The sequence below is a fragment of the Acidimicrobiia bacterium genome, from assembly GCA_018057765.1.
GTDB lineage: Bacteria > Actinomycetota > Acidimicrobiia > IMCC26256 > JAGPDB01 > JAGPDB01.
This window is the reverse complement of the sequence record JAGPDB010000006.1, coordinates 1-22,026: the sequence shown is the minus strand read 5'-3', so window position 1 is coordinate 22,026 and position 22,026 is coordinate 1. Positions and strand designations below refer to the sequence as shown.

The 22,026-nt window shown below is 32.7% G+C and carries 17 protein-coding genes and 1 other RNA gene; 10 read left to right on the top strand and 8 right to left on the bottom strand.

Going from position 1 to position 22,026, the window contains the following annotated elements; translation table 11 throughout:
* On the bottom strand, window positions 1-782 hold a 782-nt coding region (locus tag KBF89_03295; protein ID MBP9115348.1), incomplete at its 3' end, for a hypothetical protein.
* Between the two features lie 124 nt (window positions 783-906).
* On the opposite strand from KBF89_03295, the gene KBF89_03290 reads away from it, so the two are divergent.
* The gene (locus tag KBF89_03290) at window positions 907-1,488 is read left to right on the top strand and encodes a hypothetical protein (protein MBP9115347.1); all 582 of its coding nucleotides are present in this window, start codon (window positions 907-909) and stop codon (window positions 1,486-1,488) included.
* A 47-nt stretch (window positions 1,489-1,535) separates the two neighbouring features.
* Window positions 1,536-2,216: a hypothetical protein gene (locus tag KBF89_03285; protein ID MBP9115346.1), complete on the top strand. Its 681-nt coding sequence runs from the start codon at window positions 1,536-1,538 to the stop codon at window positions 2,214-2,216.
* Here the strand turns inward: KBF89_03285 and KBF89_03280 are convergent.
* A complete protein-coding gene (locus KBF89_03280) occupies window positions 2,213-2,707 on the bottom strand; it encodes a LysM peptidoglycan-binding domain-containing protein (protein MBP9115345.1) in 495 nt (164 codons plus the stop codon). The two genes, KBF89_03285 and KBF89_03280, sit on opposite strands and share 4 nt — an antisense overlap.
* 48 nt (window positions 2,708-2,755) lie before the next feature.
* Between KBF89_03280 and KBF89_03275 the strand changes: the two genes are divergently transcribed.
* Window positions 2,756-3,352, top strand: coding sequence for a hypothetical protein (locus KBF89_03275; GenBank protein ID MBP9115344.1), 597 nt, complete (start codon window positions 2,756-2,758; stop codon window positions 3,350-3,352).
* Window positions 3,353-3,359: 7 nt separating this feature from the next.
* Here KBF89_03275 and KBF89_03270 read toward each other — a convergent pair whose 3' ends face one another.
* A complete protein-coding gene (locus KBF89_03270; GenBank protein MBP9115343.1) occupies window positions 3,360-3,821 on the bottom strand; it encodes a YbjN domain-containing protein in 462 nt (153 codons plus the stop codon).
* A gap of 165 nt (window positions 3,822-3,986) precedes the next feature.
* On the opposite strand from KBF89_03270, the gene KBF89_03265 reads away from it, so the two are divergent.
* On the top strand, window positions 3,987-5,306 hold the full coding sequence (locus KBF89_03265) for a citrate synthase (protein MBP9115342.1): 1,320 nt from the start codon (window positions 3,987-3,989) through the stop codon (window positions 5,304-5,306).
* On the opposite strand, the gene KBF89_03260 is transcribed toward KBF89_03265, so the two are convergent.
* Window positions 5,307-6,791 carry an NYN domain-containing protein gene (locus KBF89_03260; GenBank protein ID MBP9115341.1) on the bottom strand — a complete coding sequence of 495 codons (1,485 nt, stop codon included), beginning with the start codon at window positions 6,789-6,791 and terminating at the stop codon, window positions 5,307-5,309.
* Window positions 6,792-6,911: 120 nt separating this feature from the next.
* Between KBF89_03260 and KBF89_03255 the strand changes: the two genes are divergently transcribed.
* On the top strand, window positions 6,912-8,534 hold the full coding sequence (locus tag KBF89_03255) for a GIY-YIG nuclease family protein (GenBank protein ID MBP9115340.1): 1,623 nt from the start codon (window positions 6,912-6,914) through the stop codon (window positions 8,532-8,534).
* On the opposite strand, the gene KBF89_03250 is transcribed toward KBF89_03255, so the two are convergent.
* Window positions 8,501-9,133 (bottom strand): hypothetical protein, encoded by a 633-nt coding sequence (locus KBF89_03250; protein ID MBP9115339.1) that lies wholly within the window; start codon window positions 9,131-9,133, stop codon window positions 8,501-8,503. The two genes, KBF89_03255 and KBF89_03250, sit on opposite strands and share 34 nt — an antisense overlap.
* A 60-nt stretch (window positions 9,134-9,193) precedes the next feature.
* Window positions 9,194-10,204, bottom strand: coding sequence for an anthranilate phosphoribosyltransferase (gene trpD / locus KBF89_03245; protein ID MBP9115338.1), 1,011 nt, complete (start codon window positions 10,202-10,204; stop codon window positions 9,194-9,196).
* Between the two features lie 216 nt (window positions 10,205-10,420).
* Here trpD and KBF89_03240 point away from each other — a divergent pair, with 216 nt between their 5' ends.
* Window positions 10,421-10,612 (top strand): hypothetical protein, encoded by a 192-nt coding sequence (locus tag KBF89_03240; GenBank protein MBP9115337.1) that lies wholly within the window; start codon window positions 10,421-10,423, stop codon window positions 10,610-10,612.
* A 66-nt stretch (window positions 10,613-10,678) separates the two neighbouring features.
* Window positions 10,679-11,063: RNase P RNA component class A (rnpB, locus tag KBF89_03235), an RNA gene on the top strand.
* 5 nt (window positions 11,064-11,068) lie between these two features.
* Here the strand turns inward: rnpB and KBF89_03230 are convergent.
* Both KBF89_03230 and KBF89_03225 read right to left on the bottom strand, forming a co-directional pair.
* Entirely contained in the window at window positions 11,069-11,500 is a 432-nt protein-coding gene (locus tag KBF89_03230) for a hypothetical protein (protein MBP9115336.1), read from the bottom strand.
* 75 nt (window positions 11,501-11,575) lie between these two features.
* The gene (locus KBF89_03225; GenBank protein ID MBP9115335.1) at window positions 11,576-13,606 is read right to left on the bottom strand and encodes a transglycosylase domain-containing protein; all 2,031 of its coding nucleotides are present in this window, start codon (window positions 13,604-13,606) and stop codon (window positions 11,576-11,578) included.
* A gap of 95 nt (window positions 13,607-13,701) precedes the next feature.
* Here KBF89_03225 and KBF89_03220 point away from each other — a divergent pair, with 95 nt between their 5' ends.
* The 3 genes from KBF89_03220 to KBF89_03210 all read left to right on the top strand — a co-directional run.
* Window positions 13,702-16,257: a PD-(D/E)XK nuclease family protein gene (locus KBF89_03220; protein MBP9115334.1), complete on the top strand. Its 2,556-nt coding sequence runs from the start codon at window positions 13,702-13,704 to the stop codon at window positions 16,255-16,257.
* Window positions 16,247-19,519 (top strand): UvrD-helicase domain-containing protein, encoded by a 3,273-nt coding sequence (locus tag KBF89_03215; protein MBP9115333.1) that lies wholly within the window; start codon window positions 16,247-16,249, stop codon window positions 19,517-19,519. The genes KBF89_03220 and KBF89_03215 overlap by 11 nt, the downstream gene beginning before the upstream one ends.
* 97 nt (window positions 19,520-19,616) lie before the next feature.
* Window positions 19,617-22,026 (top strand): diguanylate cyclase (locus KBF89_03210; protein MBP9115332.1); only part of this gene is annotated, 2,410 nt, incomplete at its 3' end.

The following is a 22,026-nucleotide window of genomic DNA, read 5'->3' as shown; positions in this document are numbered from 1 at the left end:
TGAACTACAGGAGTCTGAACTACAGGAGTCTGAACTACAGGAGTCTGAACTACAGGAGTCTGAACTACAGGAGTCTGAACTACAGGAGTCTGAACTACAGGAGTCTGAACTACAGGAGTCTGAACTAGTGGTGTTTGAACTACAGGTTCTGAAAATGAAGCTTGATATGAATCAATGTTAGAAGTTTGTAAAGATTGGTCTTTACTATCTTGTAAATCGCCAATACCTTTATGCGAAGCTATTTTTCCCTGTATAGTTTGAAGACGGTTTATTGCATTTTCCTTCTTTTGGGTATCTTGATTTTGAGTATTTATTGAAAAAAAAGTATTATTTTCAATGATCAAAGCTGATTCTGGCACATCTAGATTTACATCGCCATCATAACGTGCTGGTGGTTCAATAAGACCAATATGGTTATATAGGGATCTACGCAAAGTATTTAATGTAGGTCTTCGTATACTCGATTTAACATTTAATTCTTTTAGCTTTTGTTCATCTTGTTGCCATGGTATTAGCACAATATTTTCTCTTACTAAAGCAATAACGGCTTCAAGCGGTGCCATTTTTTGTGATAGCGAATCAGAAACTAAAACGATTGCATTATTTGTCGATATTGATTTTGTCACGAAGGCTTGCACAAAACTCGCATAACTAAAACAAACAGGATAAACATCTAAAGCTAGATCCTTAGAAAGTGCGTCATAAATATTTTCTTCTGCTACCACATAAACTTGAGGTTTTTGATCTCGTTTTTCATCTGAATGAATCAATTTCAATCCCATATTTCTCCTTAGGCTTTATGCATGTCAGCCAATAAATACTTTCTGTGTTCTAATATCGTCAACAATACGAATGAAATAAAGCAGAATAATACTTTTTTTCACAAAAAGGCTCGAGTAAAAATCTATGGCTGACATAAAAATTGTTATGTTAAATATCCCAAATATCAGACTGACAACAGCCGTCGCTTATCATTTTCCTGGAGCTTGTCTTACTTTAAAATGTGGTACCAATTCACTCTATGTAGGTCCTACAACTGAGATTCGAGCCCAGGCGCATCCTGGAGATTTAAGGGATTTGGTGCATTTATTAATAAAGAATAAGAATCAAAAGAATTTTTTCAACGCCTTAGGATTTAAAGATATCGGCGATATCTCTACTGAAGTACATGGTTCACCAGGGCTTTTCACTCAAATGGGTGCCGGGCTATATCTAATAACTCCAAATGAGCGTAGGGCCGTCTATAGTTTTCCAACTTTACTTTCTCCTCTAGAAGTCGAGAGAATAATTAGGACAACTACCCTTGATGGCATAAATCCTAGTATTGATTTCGATGAGGCGTTGGAAGTAACTCTAGCTACATTCGAAAAACGACAAATAGATGCTTATGCTTCGAATCCTGAAATTAAAGGTGGGATTATAAGCAATATCTTGGCTGAATGTGCTGTTTTGGAAACATTTATGTCTAATCCAATTAATGCAAACTAATTAATATTCTTCTTCAGTTTCATACTCAATAGTGACGAAAATAGAATATGGCCAATAGAAATATAGACTCAAAAGAACTAAGGTCACTTTCTATGCCTGAGGCAAAGTCGGGTTATGATAAAAGTATTGTAGATACCGTTATTGCAGGTTGTGCTGATACTATTTCAGATCTAGAACAACAAGTCGAAGAATTGAATAAAGCCTTACAGTATTTACGAGCACAGAGTTCACCTATGGAAATAGATGATGACTCTGAAGATGATGATACAAATGACTCAATACTTAATTGGTTAAATAATTTAGATTCTTTCAATATCGATTTAGAGGTTCAAAAGAATATTGCTGAAGCTATAGTCGGTTCAACAATGGCTGCCAGCCAAATTCGTCATGAAGCTAAAGAGAGAATAAAAATACTAATAAATGCAGTTGCAGCAGAAGTAAAAAAATTGGTTGAATTAGTACATTTATCTAAAACAAGTTTCGCACTAAATGCAGAATTACCCAATATGCTTGCGGCATGGGAAGGTGAATTTTCTGGAAAAATCTCAACATTGCTTTCTCAACTCGAGCTACCCTGGACTGTTCAAGTTTCGCAACTTGCAAAAGTATTAAACCATATGTCAACAAATCAAAATATTATAGATTCAAAAAAAGATTTAGATCAAATTATTCCTAAGGTAAAGCAAGATCCTATAAAATCAACTACGACTCAAGGAAAATGGGGTTAATTTTTGATTAAAGGTATCAGAATTAATTCACCAGGGAAAATTAAATTTGGATTTTTAGAAATAAGATTTTGAGTATTTAAAGAGATTATCTCCAACCATAGCTTATCTATCATTTCTTTCTCGCTCGAAAATTTCGTAGCTATAGAATATAAACTATCATTTTTTTTAACAATATAATTCTGATTGGAATTAAATTGATTATCTGTCTTTTCATGACTATTTATTTCTGGCGTTACAGTAGCATCATTTATTAACCATGGATCCTGTGAATCTGGATCAAATTCAATTCTTTTAATTGGAGTATCAAGTATCTTATGATTTTGTTTTGCAATTACAATTTTTGTATTGAATAGCACAATTAAAAAAGTACAAATTACTAATAATTTAGATAATACTTTCTTGATCTCAAAATACTCGCCAGCAGTAATAGCTAATATAACTATACAAGCAACAATTAGTATTTCTGAATAATTATCAATAATCTCGTCCATAATTCATACCATTTGATGTCTTTATAATCTTGTGTTATATTGTACAGCATGGCATACGCTCACGTCAACAAAATAGTAAAAGTTGATAAGAATTTGTTGTTTTCTAGTAAGTATCGCTCAAAATCATTTATAAAAGTAAAGCTTATAATAGCTTTTTTATTTATTACAATGTTTCTTTTATTATTGTTCGTCCATCTACTTTCAGATCCAATAAATAAATTGTCCAATATCAAAATAATGGAGAATAATAAAAATATTAACACAACAAAAAAACACACAAAGGCAATAAATACAATACCAAAAGAAGTATGCGAAACAAGTTTACCTAAATATGGAGGATTTAATGCAACAAGTTGTACTAGTAACAGTTATTACAGGTATAAAGAATGCTTTGATGACACAACATCTTTAAATACAATTATTGCTAAATACCAATTAAATGATAATACGTACGAAGTAAATAATATAAACTTTCGAGAGGGACAATCTATAATTGACGAAATAAATACTTATAGGATTATGGCATCATTTAAGAATTCGAATTGTATTTTAAACTTCATATCTAGTTTTGATAATAAATCAGTAATAATAGAACTGTTTAGTATGGAACGCGAATCAGAAAATTCAGCGATTTTAAATAATTAGTAAGCTTTTATGTCCAATCAGGAACAGCATTTTTATCTTCTGGTGCATCATCTGGGAATACCATTTCTCCTCCAAATTGTTCATGTAATTCAGTATCAGCCCAATCAGCTAATGACCCTACTGACCAGCATGCATGACTTAATTCTTCCTGGTCTAATTGATCTGCCAACAATTCGGATGCAGCTATTACATTGCTTTCCGCCCAGAACATTCTTGCTGAAACGATTCCTTCATTTATAATATTTATTTCTTCAAGCAACTCGTGGCTACTAGCTACATTCCGTAATACAACACAAAATATTTGAACCAATGTAGGTGACTTATCTAAAAGGCGTACATAATATAATGCTGATCCCCATCTAATAGGAATATCACCATCAGCGTCCATACGTAGCTGCTCACCCTCTGGCACTTGCAGGTATTCACGGACCATGGCATATACACGTTCTCTCAAAGCTGGATCAATCATTTATACTCCTAAATAGTAAGTAGCAATTTACTCGTCTAGATTACCATGCCACTTTAGTTAATATCACTAAAGAAAATGATATGAATTGGCGAAAATGGCAAAAGAACGATGCTAAATTGTATATTACAGGAATTTAGTAGAATAATTACTTATAAAAGGGAAAAAATGAAAGAACAGCCAAGAGCAAAAATTATAAATGATCCTGCGATATTAACTTATAAAGACAAAGAATTAAAACTACCCATAGTTGAAGGCAGCGAAAAGGAACGGGCGATTGATATATCTAATTTGAGAGCTGAAACAGGTTTAATAACATTAGATTATGGATACATGAATACTGGTTCAACTGAATCTGCAATCACCTACATCGATGGTGATAACGGAATCCTTAGATATAGAGGATACCCGATTGAGGAGTTAGCTACAAAAGGTTCATTTCTTGAAACTTCATGGTTGCTCATTAATGGCGAATTACCTACCACAGTTCAATTAGATCAGTGGCGTAATAAAATTAAGAAACATACGATGATCCATGAAGACATCAAACGGTTTTATGACGGATTCCCAAAGGATGCACATCCAATGGCAATATTATCATCTGTTGTTGCTTCTCTTTCTACTTTTTATACAGACTGTCAATATATTCACGATCCCAAACAAGTTGAACTTTCAGTTGTTCGACTAATGGCTAAACTTCCAACAATTGCAGCATATGCCTACAAAAAATCTATAGGCCAACCATTTTTATTTCCAAATAATGATTTAGATTTAATTGAAAACTTTCTCATGATGATGTTTTCTGTTCCATCAGAACCTTACGAAGTAGATCCAATTGTTGTAGAAGCCTTAAAAGTATTATTGATCCTCCATGCGGACCATGAACAGAACTGTTCGACATCTACTGTGCGTATGGTTGGCAGTTCAGAAGCAAATGTGTTTGTTAGTGTAGCCGCTGGTATTAATGCCCTATGGGGACCTCTTCATGGTGGAGCAAATCAACAAGTTGTGGAAATGCTAGAAGATATACGAGATAATCATGACGGAGATGTTGCATCTGCAGTTTTGCGAGCAAAAGATCCAGATGATTCATTCAAACTTTATGGATTTGGGCATCGTGTCTATAAAAATTTCGATCCTAGAGCCAAAATTGTTAAAAAAATAGCTGATGATGTACTAAAAGTTTTGAATAAGAATGATCATTTACTAGACATTGCTCTAGAGTTAGAAAAAGTAGCTTTGAGTGATGAATATTTTATAAAAAGAAAACTTTACCCTAATGTAGATTTTTATTCTGGACTTATATATAGAGCCATAGGATTTCCTACTCAAATGTTTACTGTCTTATTCGCCATGGGTAGACTACCTGGTTGGATAGCGAACTGGAGAGAGATGATGGAGTCAGACAAAACTAAACTTAACCGTCCAAGGCAAATATACACAGGCCCTACTATAAGAAGTTATGTAGACATAAGCAAAAGAAAATAATTATTTTGAAAACTGTACAAAAGTATTAGTTGAGATTGTTTGACAGCCTAATCCTTTAGCACGTCTTTTTAAGTTTTGGTCATTAGTTACTAAAACAATCGGACGATCGTTTGGTGTCATCGAAATTCTCTCAATAATCACATCGTCTGCAGTTGTACCTGCTGGAGAAAATACTACATGGACTTTTGAACGCATTGAAGCTCGTGTTGTATTTGAATCACCGTCAAAAATGACGGTACAATTAGTAGCAAATCTAGACTCTATGTTGGCTGCACAACTAATGGTGCGTTCTCTTTGAAGTTCTAAGTTTAGATTTTGAAATGAATTTAAAGAAACATTATAACCATCAATTAATAAAATTAATTTTTGTTGTTTAAATATTTCAGTTAATGCTAATGGATTCTCTATCATTAAACCTTGAGGGATGGCAACACTAGTTCTGCTTTTTGATACCGTACGTTTAACTTCATTTTTTTCTTGCTCTAATTTTGAATTACTATCATCAGAATCGATAGGAATAGATGTGCTTATTGTTTTGGAAAGGATTGAACGTGTCTTATTCATAATTGTTAATAGTGAACTTGAGATTTGTTCCGCTTGTGCTTGGGCCATAATTAAGTTTTGTAAATCTTCGTAGCCAAGTTCTATTTCTGAAGATAAGGCAGATGCTAATTGCTCTTGAAGTTGTGAAATTTTATTCGCTTTTTCGCTCGATACTTCATCTGCCAATCTGAGTCTGACTTCTAATTCCCTGGCTCTTGAAGCTTCTCTCTCTAATCTAGCACTGCTACGTTTCTCGCCTTCTTTTATTCGCTCCATTATAGAATCGCTTTGACTTATCTGTTTTTCAAGAGCAGCTATATTGCTTTCATATCTTTGCTCTTTTGCTCTTCTATTTTTTCTTTCATTACGCAGTTCCTCTTCCATACGAGAAACTTCGCTAGCTAATAATTTGGATCTATCCTTCTCTACATCTAAAGTTTTTGTTAAATTCGAAATTTTTGCTTCTTGAGCCAGTAAAGATTCACGTTGATCAGTTTCACTAATTGATATTGAACTGTGTGCAAGTATTAGACCTAATCCAAATTCGTAACCAACGGGTCTTTTCAGCCAGAGCATAGAAGCTATAAGTGCAAGATCATTACGAGAAGCGAAATCTCCAATTATTGATATAGCATCATTTAATGACCACGAATTTAAGGCAACATTTGCTTCAACACGATTAAAAAATTCTTCCTCAACTAATTGACGAAAGTCATCATTAGAGTTAATCGAACTAATAATCTGTGCTCTTGCTGTTGAATGATGAAGTGTTTTTGCATCAAAATTTGAAATTCTTCTAAGAGATGTAGGAATCTGTGATGTTTCTTGCTTTTGTATTATGCAAAAAGCAGACTCTATGACTGGCAGTAGTAGAAAGTCCGGTACCATAACAGCCTGATTTGTATCGGTAGGATGTACATTTTTGGTATCCGTAATATTCACTATCTTAAATACTTTCCTTATAAATATCTCTTATTTAACTACTATTCTAGTACGTTACGAGTAATAGAATAGGTCAAACATACATACGAAATATAGAAATTTATACTTTAAGAAGAATCGATGAAACAACTTAGCTTTGAATCAAGTGGGGCAATATTACAAAATACCGAATTTGTTGTTATTGATTGTGAAACAACAGGAATAAGTCCTATTGAGTCAGCAATTACCGAAATTGCTGCAGTAAGTATTTGTGGTGGCGAAATAACAGGCTCATTACATAGTTTGATTAATCCAGAACAAGAATTAACAGAAAGAATAATTCGTTTGACTTCTATTACTAATGAAGAATTAGTAAATTGTCCCACTATTGATAAAGTACTACCTTCACTAGTTGAATTTATTGGTAATAAAATCATTATTGGCCATAATATAAAATTTGATATTGCTTTTATTAATTCGGCACTAAGTAGATATTCATACCCGATTTTATCGAATGATTATATTGATACTTTAACGATTTCTAGAAAACTCTATGCCGACGAAGTAATCAATTTCAAACTTTCAACTTTAGCAAAATATATAAATGCAACAAATCGACCGACCCACAGAGCCTATAGCGATGTATTAGCTACTATAGATTTATTCCATTCTCTAGTAGAGCGATCTTCCTCACTTGGTGTTAAAGGTGTCAATGATTTTATTAAAATACCTTCGAAAAAAAATAGGAAGAGGTATTCAAAACGAATTTTGGCTAAAGACATTCCACCGTTACCTGGTATCTACATATTTATATCGAATGATGATGAAATACTTTATGTAGGCAAATCTAGAAATATGAAAGAGAGATTAAGATCATATTTCATATCTGATGATAGATCTAGAATCGGTAAACTCATTAGTTCAACACAAAGAATAGAATATATAACTACACCTTCAGCATATGAGGCACGTATTCTTGAGTTACGGACTTTACAAGAATTTAGACCTGAATATAATAAAACCGATATTGACCAAAATAAGTTTACTTATCTTTCACTAGATTTGAATGAATATATTCCAGCTTTACGCTTATCTAAATATTCAAAAAAGAATTCCGGTTCTTTAATTTACGGACCTTTTACAACTAGATCTCTCGCAATTGATTTCAAGGAAGCATTAACCATAGTCTTTAATTTAAGACACTGTGACGAGATAATAAGCAAAGAAATGAATAGGCCAATTGTGCCTTGTATAAATAGTCTTGCTGGAATCCATTCCTGTTTCTGCAGTGGAGATTATTTTGGTAAAGAAAAATATCTTGACCAGATTCACAAACTGAGTTGTGACCTTCCTATAAATTTTAACAAGTATACAAATGGTCTAATTGAAAAAATGAAAATATACTCTGGTGATTTACAATTCGAAAGAGCAAAAAAATATTTTGAATACTCAATAATTTTACAAAAATGGATGATAAGGTTTTCAAATATTGAAAAAGCATCAAATTACAATTCGGTTAATTTGGGAAATATTTACGACATAGAAAATGGAAGAGCTATAGTAAAATTGCTAGATAGGTCAAGATCGACCATCATTGATCAACTTGTTAGTAATAATAATAAAATTAATAATGAGATACTATCTTTACCAAAAGATACAGATCGTAAAAATTTTGGATTCAAATTCCTAAGCAACCCAGTCGAATTTAGAGAAAGACTCGTGGTTGCAAATTACTTAGATCGTTTCAATTTAATAAATAGATAGTTAAAAATTCCGACGAAAAGTGCTGTTGCAATTGACCATAAGAAAATCAGATAGACAACAACTTTATATTTTAGTATGCCGTTTTGAGTTATAACATCAACGAAATCTATAGCATGAAATCCTAGACCAAATAACCTAGGTACTATAACTATACATATAAACCCAATACCTATTGATAGCCCCCATATAATTAACTTTACAAAAACCGAGAAACCCATTTGCGCGATATGACCATGAGGTAAATGTAAATGCTTTCCGCCCTCCATTCCTTGACTGGGATCAACATTAGGTTTAATCTCATTTGGTTTGATTGAATCTATTTCACCTTTAGGTAAATGTTCTGGCAATATGTCGTCTTTAAAATTATTTGAACTAGGCGTAACTGGTATAACAGTTACGCCAGCATCTGGGCTTAAAGTTGATGAAGCAACAACCGATATTACTTTCTCTTTTTTTGGAGATTCTTGGTTTACATTTGATACTTCTGCTGGAACGGCTAATTTTTTACCGCAACTCTGACACATGAAAAAGTCTAGACCTAGAAGAAGATCCAATTTATGTTTGTGTCCACAGTCAGGACAGCTCAATACTTTTGCCACTGATATAATTTAGTCAATTTTAAGCAAAGGTATCGAAATTCAACTATTAGATTATAATAATTATATTGAATTTGATCTATCTATTATCTGACTAAATTTCTTATGAACAATCCCATTATCGAGCGCATATTCGATTTCAAGTTTCGCTTGGCTTAATTCTATATTTTTAACAAGGCCATAACCTATCATTGCATTCGCTACAATAATTTCTCGCTGCTTGCTATTTTCGCCCCAAAAAACTCTCTTAAGAATTTCTGCATTATATTTAGGATCTTTTCCTACTATATCTGAATCATCGAGAAGTGAGAACCCAAACTCAGCTGGATTGAATTCAAAGTCATTCACTTCACCATAATCAATTCTCTTGCCCCTTGTGATTCCAGATATCGATATTTCATCCATTGAATTTTGGCTACAAAAAACAATAGCTCGCTCAACTTTTAGGGTATCTAAAGTCTTAATATATCTATCTACCATAGACCTATCTGAAACCCCATGGAAACGTATTGGTGCTCTAAATGGATTCGCTAAAGGGCCTAAAAAATTAAAAGTGGTCCTTACTCCTAAATCTGTTCTTACATTTTTTGCATAACGCATGCCAGGATGAAATATTGTTGCAGACAAGAATGCAAAATCAGTTTCATTAAATAGCTCGGCAACTTTTTTTGGTTCTAGATCCAAGTTATAACCTAATTCTTCAAGTACATCAGCAGCACCTGAAGTTGAGCTAGCTGCACGATTTCCATGTTTCGCAACTTTTACATCAAGTGCAGAGAGTATAAAAGATACACCTGTTGAAATGTTAAAGGTTTTAAATTGAGATCCCCCAGTTCCACAAGTATCAATAGTGTCAGTATTATCAACAGTACCAAATTCAGGCATATTGTTCCACATAGTATTTACAAGCGAGCTAAGTTCTATAGCTGTTTCGCCCTTTGCTCGAAGCAATACCATAAACGCTGCCATCTCAGAATCGCTACATTTACCATTTAGAATCTGTTCCATTAAGTTAAAACATTGCTCTTTAGTTAGATCTTTCTTATTAATTAGATCAGAAATTATATTTTTCATAGTCCTCTTTATTCTTAAATTTACATAAAGATTATAAGTGTAAATCCTGTGGTTTATAGGTATTGAATCCAAATAACCAATAGTTCGCACGATTCGTTAATATTTTTAAATATTTTATTTTTTTTATTAAATATTTTTCAGTAAAATGCCGACACTGATAAAAGTAATCAATACTACAAATAAGCCAAAACGGACTTACTGACCGGAGCAATTGGAATGATACAACCTAACGCAACAATATTATTTCATGAAGCACTAGAGGCGCTAGCTCAGGGCAACCTTTCTTTAGCACACGACAAAGCTTTAAGTGCAGCAAGCCAATACGCCAGAGAAGGATCAATGGCATCGGCAAAGACAGCAACACAAATAGCAATGCATCCAGAGATTCTCTATAGCACCAACTATTAAATCTCACACTTATTAGTTTAATAGTATATTTCGATTTATTTTTATAATGCCTCTACAATGTTCTAAGAGGATTGCACGGTAATCGCGTTTATATTTAATATATACGAGGAACGTCCGGACTCCATAGAGCAACACGCCGGTGAAATGCCGGGCGAGGTAACTCGACGGAAAGTGCCACAGAAAATATACCGCCAATTTAGTTTTTCTAGATCGGTAAGGGTGAAAAGATGTACCTAAGAACACATCAACGATATGAGTAATCATAAAGTTTGGTAAACCCCGTGCGGAGCAAGGTCGAATAGGAAATAGTGTGGCTCACACGTTTTAAGTTTCGGGTAGACCGCTACAGCCTTAGGGCGATGACTACAATAGAGATATTGTAGCTAGATGGATGATTACCTCTCTTACGAGAGTAAGAGAACAGAATCCGGCGTAAGTGCGATCCTCTTTCTTTTTTTATCTGGAAGAATCTGTCTCAAAAATAATTCTCCCAGTTTTCTTAAATTGTATTATATTTTCTTTTTTATATAGTTCACCTAAACCAACAATTATCCAGACTACAAGCAAACCAATTAAATCTCTAATAAGCATTATTGGCCAAGTTGGCAATAATGCAACTGTTTGGCTGACTCCTGATTTGATTGGCCAAAACCATATTGTCGAATATCTAAAAGTCCCTTCTAAAACTAATGCGAAGAACATCCCAATAACAAAACAAATTAGTCTTCTCCTAGTTAAGCGTTTAGATTTAATTGTTATAAGCATTATAAATGCAAGCAAAAAACACGGTAAGAAAAATGAATGTCCTAAAGATTGTTTAGAATAAAATACATCTATTGCAAATGGTATCAAAGATCCGATTCCAACAGCACGGTAATCAATGCCCATAGACCTAAATATTAGTAATGTAGCAAGGATACTAAGTGCTGGTAGATAGATAAACAAGATTACTGCAATTCGATATCAGGGTGTAGATGCCGTCGGTATTGGAGGTACTTCTGGTACAGGAGGCTCGTCACTTGGAACAGTAAGATTCGGGTCAGGAGGTAAAGTAGTAGTTGTAATAGGAGGTGATCCTTTACCACGTCCTAAATCTGAAATATATTTCGAACTAGGCCAGAGATTTTTATCAGGGGCTGGAAACATAACATTTGTCTCCCCCGCTAAAGCGCCAGTCATAAACTGTTTCCAGATAGAAGCTGGGTAAGTTCCACCAAAAACAGTCCTACCTCCTACCCTTTTCATAGGAGTACGGGCTTTGGGGTCTCCCATCCATACACACGAAGTATATTTTACAGTTCCACCACAGAACCAAGCATCACCGTAATTTTCTGTTGTTCCTGTTTTACCGAATGCATCAAATCCATTAAGACGCGCACCAGTACCAGTACCGCTTGTTACAACACCGCGCAACATATCAGTTACAGTATTTGCCAATTGTGGATCCAATACTTTAGTACCATTATATTTTTCTTGAAATATAACTTCCCCGCTAGGACCTACAACTTTTGTAATAAAAATAGGATCGTGTCTAACTCCAGAATTAGCTAATGTATTAAAAACTGTCGTCATATCCAGTGGGGTTGTTTCATCTGTACCCAAAGTGATCGAAAGATAGTTTGGTACAGTATGCGTAACCCCAAGTCTTTTTGCCATTGAGGCAACTTTCTCAGGACCTAACGATGCAATGACATGTGCAAATGCACAGTTCACTGAGCCAACGGTTGCACTACGCAAAGTCATAATTCCACCACCACGCTCAGCATTTGCTGTTTTCCATGGTGCCTGCCCTTTTACTTTAATATTACAAGGCGATACTCCAGAAACTTTGTCATTTGGCGAGTAACCATTTTCTAAAGCTGTGGCTAGTGTAATAGCCTTATATGTCGAACCTGGCTGGCGTTCACCTTGGGTTACTAAATTATATTTTGAATCAGCAAATCCAGGTCCACCTACCATTGCCACAACTTTCCCTGTACTTCTTTCCATTACAACCATTGCAGCTGTAAATGGTTGTTGGTTAGGTAGTATTGTATCTACTGCTGACTTTGCGATACTTTGTAGTTCTGGATTAAACGAGGTATAAACTTTTAATCCACCACTTAATACTTTGTTATATCTTTCTTGCGGTGTCGAACCTAAACGAGTATCTTCAAGTAAAAGTCGTTGTGCTTCTGCAACAAGATAATTATCGGGTTTTAGTTCTGCGGAAGGCCTATTTGTTGGAATCGCTTCGGCATTAGCTTTATCAGCCTGTTCTTTTGTAATTATTTTTTGCTCGCGCATTATCTCTAGAACTTGTTTTCTTCGCTCTCTTGCCCTATCTGGGTATAAAAAAGGATTTCTATATTCGGGATTTTGTATCGCACCTGCCAATAACGCAGCTTCTGATAGCTTTAAGTCTTTTAATGGTTTGCCAAAAAATCTTTCTGATGCAGACTTGATACCATAGCTACCCTGCCCGAAATATACAGTATTTAAATACTCTTGGAGTATTTCGGTCTTTGAATATATTTGTGTAATTCGATAAGCAATAACAGCTTCTTTTAGTTTCCTGGAATAAGTTTTTTCATCTGTTAATACACGATTTTTTACTAGTTGCTGAGTTATAGTCGATCCACCTTGACTATTACCACCAGCTTCAACATTTGAACTAGCTGCACGTAAAATTGCTTTTGCATCTATACCAGGATTGTCCCAAAATGTTTGGTCCTCCACAGCAACAACTGCTTTTTTCATTATTTCAGGGACTTGAGACAATTTAACTGGGTCTCTATCTTCTAATCCAATACGTCCAATTTCATTCTCGGCTGAATCAAATACAATCGTTCTAGATTTAAGACTGCTAAGTGCGATATCTATACGGTCATCTCCAGAATGTGCAGCTGCTAATACTCCATAACCTGGCAATAAAGCTGCACAACATAGCCCCACAAGGAACCCGCCAATTAATATCGTTGTAAAAAATCTTGTAATACTTTTTGTTAATTTCATCTGATACAATCTTACTCAATTTCTGATAATTTAGACACTATCTAAGTATTGTTACGAATCTATAATGAGGAATACTAAGAGGTATTGTATTTTCAATGATTGAGAATTTAAGAGTGTATCCAGGACGAGAAACATTTGATCTAATTAAGGCGTCAATTATTGAATTGCGCAAACATTATGATGGATTAATAACTTTTGCACTTCCATCGAATACATCGCCTATATTTCTAAAAAAACAGGTAGAAGAAGATTTAAGAGATATTTACGGTATCAGATTTTATTCACAAAATGAGATCATATCGATACTGCAAGATGGATTTAGCAATGAATTCGTCTATCGAAGTACGAACCATGTCACGAACATTATTGATTTAAAAAATGTTTCAGATAAATTATTTAGTGCAGATAGCTCTTGGAAAAATATAGTACTTGTAGAAGAAACACTAAAATTATTAAACGGAATAAATCAAGATCAAATTAAAAAATTAAAAAATATCAATTATCTTGCTTATAAATGCATCAATGAGTTCCAAAAGATTCGTATGACTAACTTCTCTGATCATAACGATCTTGATGAAATAGTCAAGACCATTTTTGGAAAAATCATCATATTAACTCATGAGTATATACCAGATTTACATGAACTTATTATACAAAAGTGTAATGGCAACATCGCTAAAAAGATTACTATGAAAAATTGTGATTCCTATAAAATCAATGAGATTATAACTTTTGAATCAGCATTCGACGAAGCCAATGCCATATTAGACCTAGCTGTGATTGCCACTGAAAATACATCACTAAATAAGCTAGCTATTGTTGTGCCCAATAATAGACAAAAACAACTTTTAATTACATGTGCTGAAACAAGATCAATTCCTATAAGCGGATCGATAACGAATAGTGCATATAGTAGCCAAGTAGTCCTTGCGGCTAGATACATTTTAGAAAATAAATATACAGCTATAAACAAACATTTTATTGATTGCTTTTATGATAGATTCCACTGGCTAAAAACTCAAGATGGCAAAAAAGATTTCTATACAATTAAAGATCTATTTAAGAACATCCAGAATTCTACAACTTTAAAAGAATATTATACATATATATGTAAATTTTTAGAAAATGGTTATAATAAAATCAAATTGAATTCCGCAGAAACACAAATAGAGTTTATAGATAATCAATATTCCATATTAAAAGAATTATGTAAATACAATATTATAATTACACCGGAAGAGGCTGATTTTCTATTAAAAAGGCTATTTTCTTCACTTGTTCTTCGCATAGAAACAATAGGTAACGGTATTTACATCTGCAATCCAAAAGAAATTATTGGAAATTCATTTGATGAATTGTTCATAACAAGTATGAATGCAAAATATTTAAATTTACAAAGAGAGAACAACTCATTGTTATCTAAATTTGATGTTGAAAGCATTATTGGAAATACCGATACTGAAATAACTTCTAAAGAAACAAACAAAGCAATTATAAATTGGCTATTCAATTGCTCTAACAATATTACAGTTTCAACTTCAGAGGTAGATATTACATGGAAAAAATTGCACAATGAAATCACAATAGAAAAACTCCAAGAAAAATCAGAATTTATAAATAGTGTTTCAATTTTAGATACGTACGAGAATGATAATATTGATTCTATAGGCCAAACAGAATTTTATGAATCATTCTTTAGTGATGAGTTAAATGAAAATAACTTACTAATAGAGAGAAATAGTATAAGCAACTTCTCAGCTACGTCTTTCGAAATCTTGGCTAAATGTCCTTTCAAATACTTTATTACGAGAACTTTGAAGGCTAGTCATATATTGGAGTCTGAAGATATCGATCTCTTGAAAGCGATTGACAGAGGCAATATGATCCACAAAGCATTAGAAGACAAGGGTTTATCTGGGCTCAATTTTATTCAAATATCTAAATTCATTGAAGATAATATTATCGATTTGATAAAAGAGAGCTATCTGCCCAATGAGTTCTCTGGCGCAATAAATAAAATTGAAATATTGGATTTAATAGAAACCTGTCTTGTGTTACACAAACAAGCAATCGAATCTGGTTCCAATATTTATGATTTAGAAAAAAAGGTTAAAGGGAAAATAGAGACTTCACATGGCCCAATTAGTATTACTGGAACAATAGATAGGATAGATTCAAATAAGGATAAAACATATACAATTATTGATTATAAGTCAGGGGAACTTAAAGAGGGTGAAGACTTTTTCATGTTTGGTCAACGTTTACAACTTGGTATTTATGCCTCACTACTAGAGAAAGAAATGGAAATAAAACTTTTAGAATATTGGTATCTCAAAAAGAATTCTAAAGAAAAATCGGTAAAATTAGAAATTGATAAAAACACAATAGATAAGGTTAATAAAATAGTAGATGACTTAACTTCAATAATTTCAAAAGGGATAATAGCTCCAAGAAATTATTCTTTCGAACAATTAAAACTCGAAACTAAAATAGGTGAAATCAAAGAAGTTGAAAATTGCAAAAATTGTGAAGTTAAGAAAATATGTTATATGGATCATCAAGAGATGTGGCAAACAATTAAAGCTAGACACCTTGCTGATGAATACTGTAAAGCCACGATTGATTTTAATGAGGATAAAGATGGAACATGATCCCATAAAGACCATTTCAGAGAATTTAGATAAATCATATTCAATATCTGCAAGTGCAGGATGTGGGAAAACATATGCAATCGTTGCAAGAGTTATAGCATTATTACAAAATGGTGTACCTTTAAATAGAATACTATTGCTGACATTCTCAGAAAATGCTGCCATCGAAATGCAAGAGAGAATTATTGATGAATTAAAGAAATATATAGAAGAAAAATGGGCAAAAAATGCTTTAAATGACGTGTATTCTTCATCAATATCTACCTTTCATGCATTTGCGTTAGAAATTTGTAAAGAATATTCAAAAATACTGGGGATAAACAACGAAATTTCATTACTAGATGAACTGTCTAATGAAAAAGAGCAAAAACAATTTTTTGATAAGTTTTTCAATAATTTAGGGTCTGAAGTCAATTTAAAAACATTTTTGCTTAATTCTTATGCATGCGGGATTAAAAGAAACGTGTGGAAACAATTTTTTCTAAATATATATGAAAAATATGAATTTAACAATACAATAAAACCATTTAAGATGGAAGACCACATTGCTGAAGTAGAAAATTATCATCTTAAAATAAATTCAACCATAAAAGAACTTGGCGCTATTGCAAATAATCTTATTTCAGAATATAACCTTTTAGATCTAACTAAATTAAAGGACAAAAAATTAAAAAGGTACGAAAAATTCTTAAATCTAGCTAATGCAATTAATAGATCTGATGATGCATTCACCACTATAAAAATAATTAATAATTTGAAAAAATATATAAATGATTCAAAGTTTGCACTAAAGAAAACTGATAACGAATTTGATATAAAAATTGAATATTTTGGTACTATTATCGAAGATATCACTTCAGTTATCGCTGATACTACATTGAGGTTAGTATCAAAAATATTGTTAAAAGCCGCATCAGAATTCAGAGAGAAATGTATATTGAATGGTTATCTTACCTTTAGCGATGCAATCCTAGGATCCAAATATATACTCCAGACTGAATCAAATAGTTTTGATATTTGGCAAAAATACGACTGTGTAATTGTTGATGAGTTTCAAGATACCGACCCAAATCAATTAGAGATAATCAAAATTTTGGGAAGTAATCAATCATTAGGAGACCTAGGTAGGCTCTTTGTAGTTGGCGATCACAAGCAATCCATTTATGGATTTAGAGGTGTGGAGATCAATAAGTATAAAACGTTTATAGAACAATTTGAGCTAGAGAATCTGACTTTAGACACATCTCGTAGGACAACAAAACACATAATAGATAATGTAAATTCCATAATGTCTGGCTTAATTGAAGGATACGATGTCATGGCATCTGTGCGAGAGAACTTCTCAAAAGAAAGCATTCCTCATTTTTCAACTATTGGTCAAGGAATGAACTCTAGTGTTGGTGACTTAAGAAAAGTACAAGCTAAAGATGTTGCAACTAAAATTTCAGATTTATTAAATATAGCTATATTTAATAAAGATATAGATGGTTTCGTAGCTTCACAATATAAAGATATCACAATACTGATTAGAGATAGAAGTATATTAAAAGATCTAGTTGATGAATTAAAGTCTCAATCTATTCCGTTCAACGTAGATTCACCCACATTAATTTTTGAACATAGATTCACACAAATGATTAATTCAATATTAGGTGCAATTGCAATGCCAAAAGAATCAATAAATGTTATTGGAGCGTTGCGCTCACCTCTATTTAAATGTTCTAATAATGACCTTTTACTATATACACATTTCATTCAGAAGCATATGGAAAGTGATAGTTATATTGATAACATTTGGTGCTCTGAAAGCATTTCTTCTATTAACTTCGAGAATGCAGATTTTGACGTACAGAAAGTAAAACATGCACTTGACGAAATTGAAACTTTGCATAAAGTGTCTTCCAAACAAGAGTTACCTACATTTATATCAAACTTAATGTTTAAGTATGGACTTGCTTTAAGTATCGCTAGTGCAAAAAACGAAACTGAAGATACAATTTCAGATATATCTAAAATTCTGATCTTAAAGTCAATATCATTTTCAAATAATTCCAGTTCGCCTACCCTCTTTAACTTCGTTGAACAATTGAATCGGGAGAAAGAATCCTCAAAAGCATCTGAGAAAATTTCTTTGGATTCAAATGAAAATGTTGTACATATACTAACAACGCATTCATCTAAAGGCCTCGAATTCCCAATTGTAATTTACATTCCAAGCATTAAATCCGAAAAAACAAATACAAGATCACAGGCAGTATATTTACCAATTGAAGAAAATGATAATTTTGGTGAAGATTTTGCTTTGTATTTAAATAAAAATTTTAGAGATACACGATTAAAAGATTTCAAAGAAGATAAGTTTCTTGATGAAATCGACGAAGAGAAGAGGATTTCATATGTGGCAATGACCAGAGCACGTGATTACCTAATAGTCTGTCAGCATCATCAAGTTAATAAAGATTCTAAGCCAAGAGTTTCAAATGCTTCAAAATTATATTTAAAAATTGAGGAAAATAAGGTCCAGTATGATTCGACTGATTCACAATTCGAAATAACATCTTTTAAAAATCCAGAAATTAAACCTACCATATCGCCCATAGTTGCAAGATTCCCAATTTCGACTATCAAAATGAATAAGTCTATTTCAAGATTAAATATTAAAATCGAAACAAATCGTACCTTAAGTCCTGGAAGCACTATAAACGAGGATACAAAAAAAACATATAATAACGACAAACCTAAAAACCTCACATTAGGTCCAGCAATTGGTCGTGCTGTTCATCGTGCTTTAAACTTGCTTAGTTTTAATGCTGCTCAAGATACAATTATAGAGATATGCAGAAATTGCTCATATCAAGAAGGAATTTTAGAACATAGTATTAATGTTCAAAAATGTGTAACAACAGCATTGAATACGAATGTAATTAAAAATTTAAAAAATAATTATCTAAGAGAGGTGCCTATCGCAGGAATATTAGGTAATAATAAATACAGCGGTTATATTGATTTACTAGTTAAGAATACTGATCATTATTTAATTGTTGACTACAAAACAGATACAATCGATTCTAAAAATACGATTGACAAAAAGAATGAAATATATTCAAATCAACTTGCAATTTATTCAGCACTTCTTAAAAAAACTTTTCAAACAATAAGAGTAAGAGCCCTTTTTCTTTTCTTAAATTCACCAGATATTGTAGAGTTTGAAATACAAAACTTAGAGTCAATTGAAAATGAAATCATTAAATCATATATCTAGTTAATCATTTCGCTATATACGCGTTATTCTGATGATGATATTAAGAGAATACGTTTAATAGCTAATCTAACGGCTTCAATCAGTCGAAGATCTTTAAATGAACAGAAATAAGGCATTAACTGAAAGGATTGCATTATATGCAAGCGCTAAAGTAACTTATCCTGTTCTATTTATTATCTTTTTAACTACATTTTCTATATCTGTTTATCAATATATTAACTTTACAGCTGAGAAACAATCGTATTTCGTTTTTAGCGGATATCTAAGCACATTTTGTGTAATAATTTTTTATTTTTCAGCTAGCTACAAGGCAGAGATTTCAAAATTATTCGGTTGGAAAATTCTTAGAATAACCGCAGTAACAATGTTGATCGCGAGAATACTTACACATGCAACTGAGTTATCACCAAGTTTTAACGAATATATACAATTTGATTCAATTTACTTTTATATACCCTCATACCTTTTAGTATTCATAGCGCTATTCTCATTAGGATTTTCAAATTTTCATCGAATAGAAAAATTGAAAATATTATCGCATTGTTTTAACCTAAGTATTTGTTTAGCATTTTTTACGAATATGATTGTTTTGATCTCAAATAGAAATGATACTTTCGATATAAAGTTTTCTAATGTAGCTTATTTAAATGTTATTATCCTTTCCCTGACTTTCTCTATATTGTTTTATTCTGGTTTTGATAAATTAATTAGACCATTCACCTTTACACTGGTTGTGGGTGTCATAGGTGATTTTATTTCTTTGTACTATCCATCAAAGATTTTCAGAATAATGCATCCATCATTAGACTTTTTTATGATTCTGTTTTACTTAGGTATATTGAGTTGTGTTATGAATCCAAAAACATCGCCGACAACTAAGAAAATTAAAGGTGAAAATATATTACTTATTTGTATTGAAACTTTAGCTTTTATTTGCGTATTTTCAGCATTCGTCTACTATTTAATTTACAGAAATATACCTAGGGAATTATTTTTTCCTCTAATTGCAATTTTTGTCACTTTGTTATTTAGTGATTATTTATCTTATTTATGCAATAAAATTTTATTAAAAGCAAAAGATAAATCCGTGAAGGAGGTTTTAAAATCGAGCGAAAGATTCAAAGTTGTATTTGAAAATTCACCAACATCTTTAATTCTGTTAGATCTTTCTGGAGATATCATACATACAAATCAGACATTTACAGACTTTTGTGGGGTAGATCAAAAACAAATTATTGGCCACTCTATTGGACATATAATTCATCCTGACGACAGATCACTATTTGATATTAATCTTGCAAAGGTATTAGGTTCAGTTGAGACAAATTCAATAACATTAGAATGTAGATTTATAAGAGTTGATGGTGAGGTGAGATGGGGTTCAACATCTATAAATCATATTCCTAGTTCTAGTTTTATAGATGAAGTGAATGCTGATTTCGTAATACAAATAGAAGATATAACTAATAAAAAGATACATGAGACAGAATTGCTGTCAATGGCGAATAGAGATCCACTGACTGGATTATGGAATAGAACATACTTATCTACGTTAATAACAAAAGTATTAGATGGAAATAAAACTTTCGATGCTATAGAGGATGGGCCATCTCGTGAAGTTAAACAAACATTTGCGGTATTCTTCCTTGACTTAGACAGGTTTAAGATAATCAACGATACGCTAGGTCATAATGCAGGAGATATAGTATTACAAACTACTGCTGAAAGAATCACCAACATAGTAGGTGCACGAGGTGAAGTAGCTCGACTTGGTGGAGATGAATTTGTAATATTGTTTTACCCACCCACGAACCAAACGCTAATAGAGATAATAGCTGAAGAAATTAAAGTATCAATCGCGCAACCAATTTTATTAAGCCAAGGTGAAACTATTGTTACATGCTCTATTGGCGTATTGATGTGTTTTGGAAATGGTTTGAATCCAAGTGACATTATGCGTGAAGCAGATGTTGCTATGTACCGTGCAAAAGACCATGGAAAAAATTTCGTTGAAATTGCTACCACTAAAGATAGTGTCAGGAAATATTCTGATATGAAATTTACAAATGATCTGCGCAGAGCATTAGCCACAAATCAAATAAAAGCATATTACCAACCAATCATTTCTTTAACGACTAATGAGATCGTTGGTTTCGAAGCATTATCCCGCTGGGAACACCCAAGAAAAGGACTAATTAGTCCTGATCAATTTATTCCACTAGCTGAGGACACAGGATTAATACTTGATATTGGATATTTTATGATGCAAGAAGCATTTAGACAGCTTTCTATATGGCAAAAAACATATATCCCGAGTTCTGGAAAACCACTAACGATGAATGTGAACTTGTCGGTAAGTCAATTACGTGATCCGAAACTATTTCGTCAAATGGAAAATGTAAAACAACAAAGCCAATGTTCGGTGAATTCTATGATTTTTGAAATTACCGAAAGCGCTGTTATGGGCGATGCAAAACGTGCTATAGCTTTGTTGCATGAGATAAGAG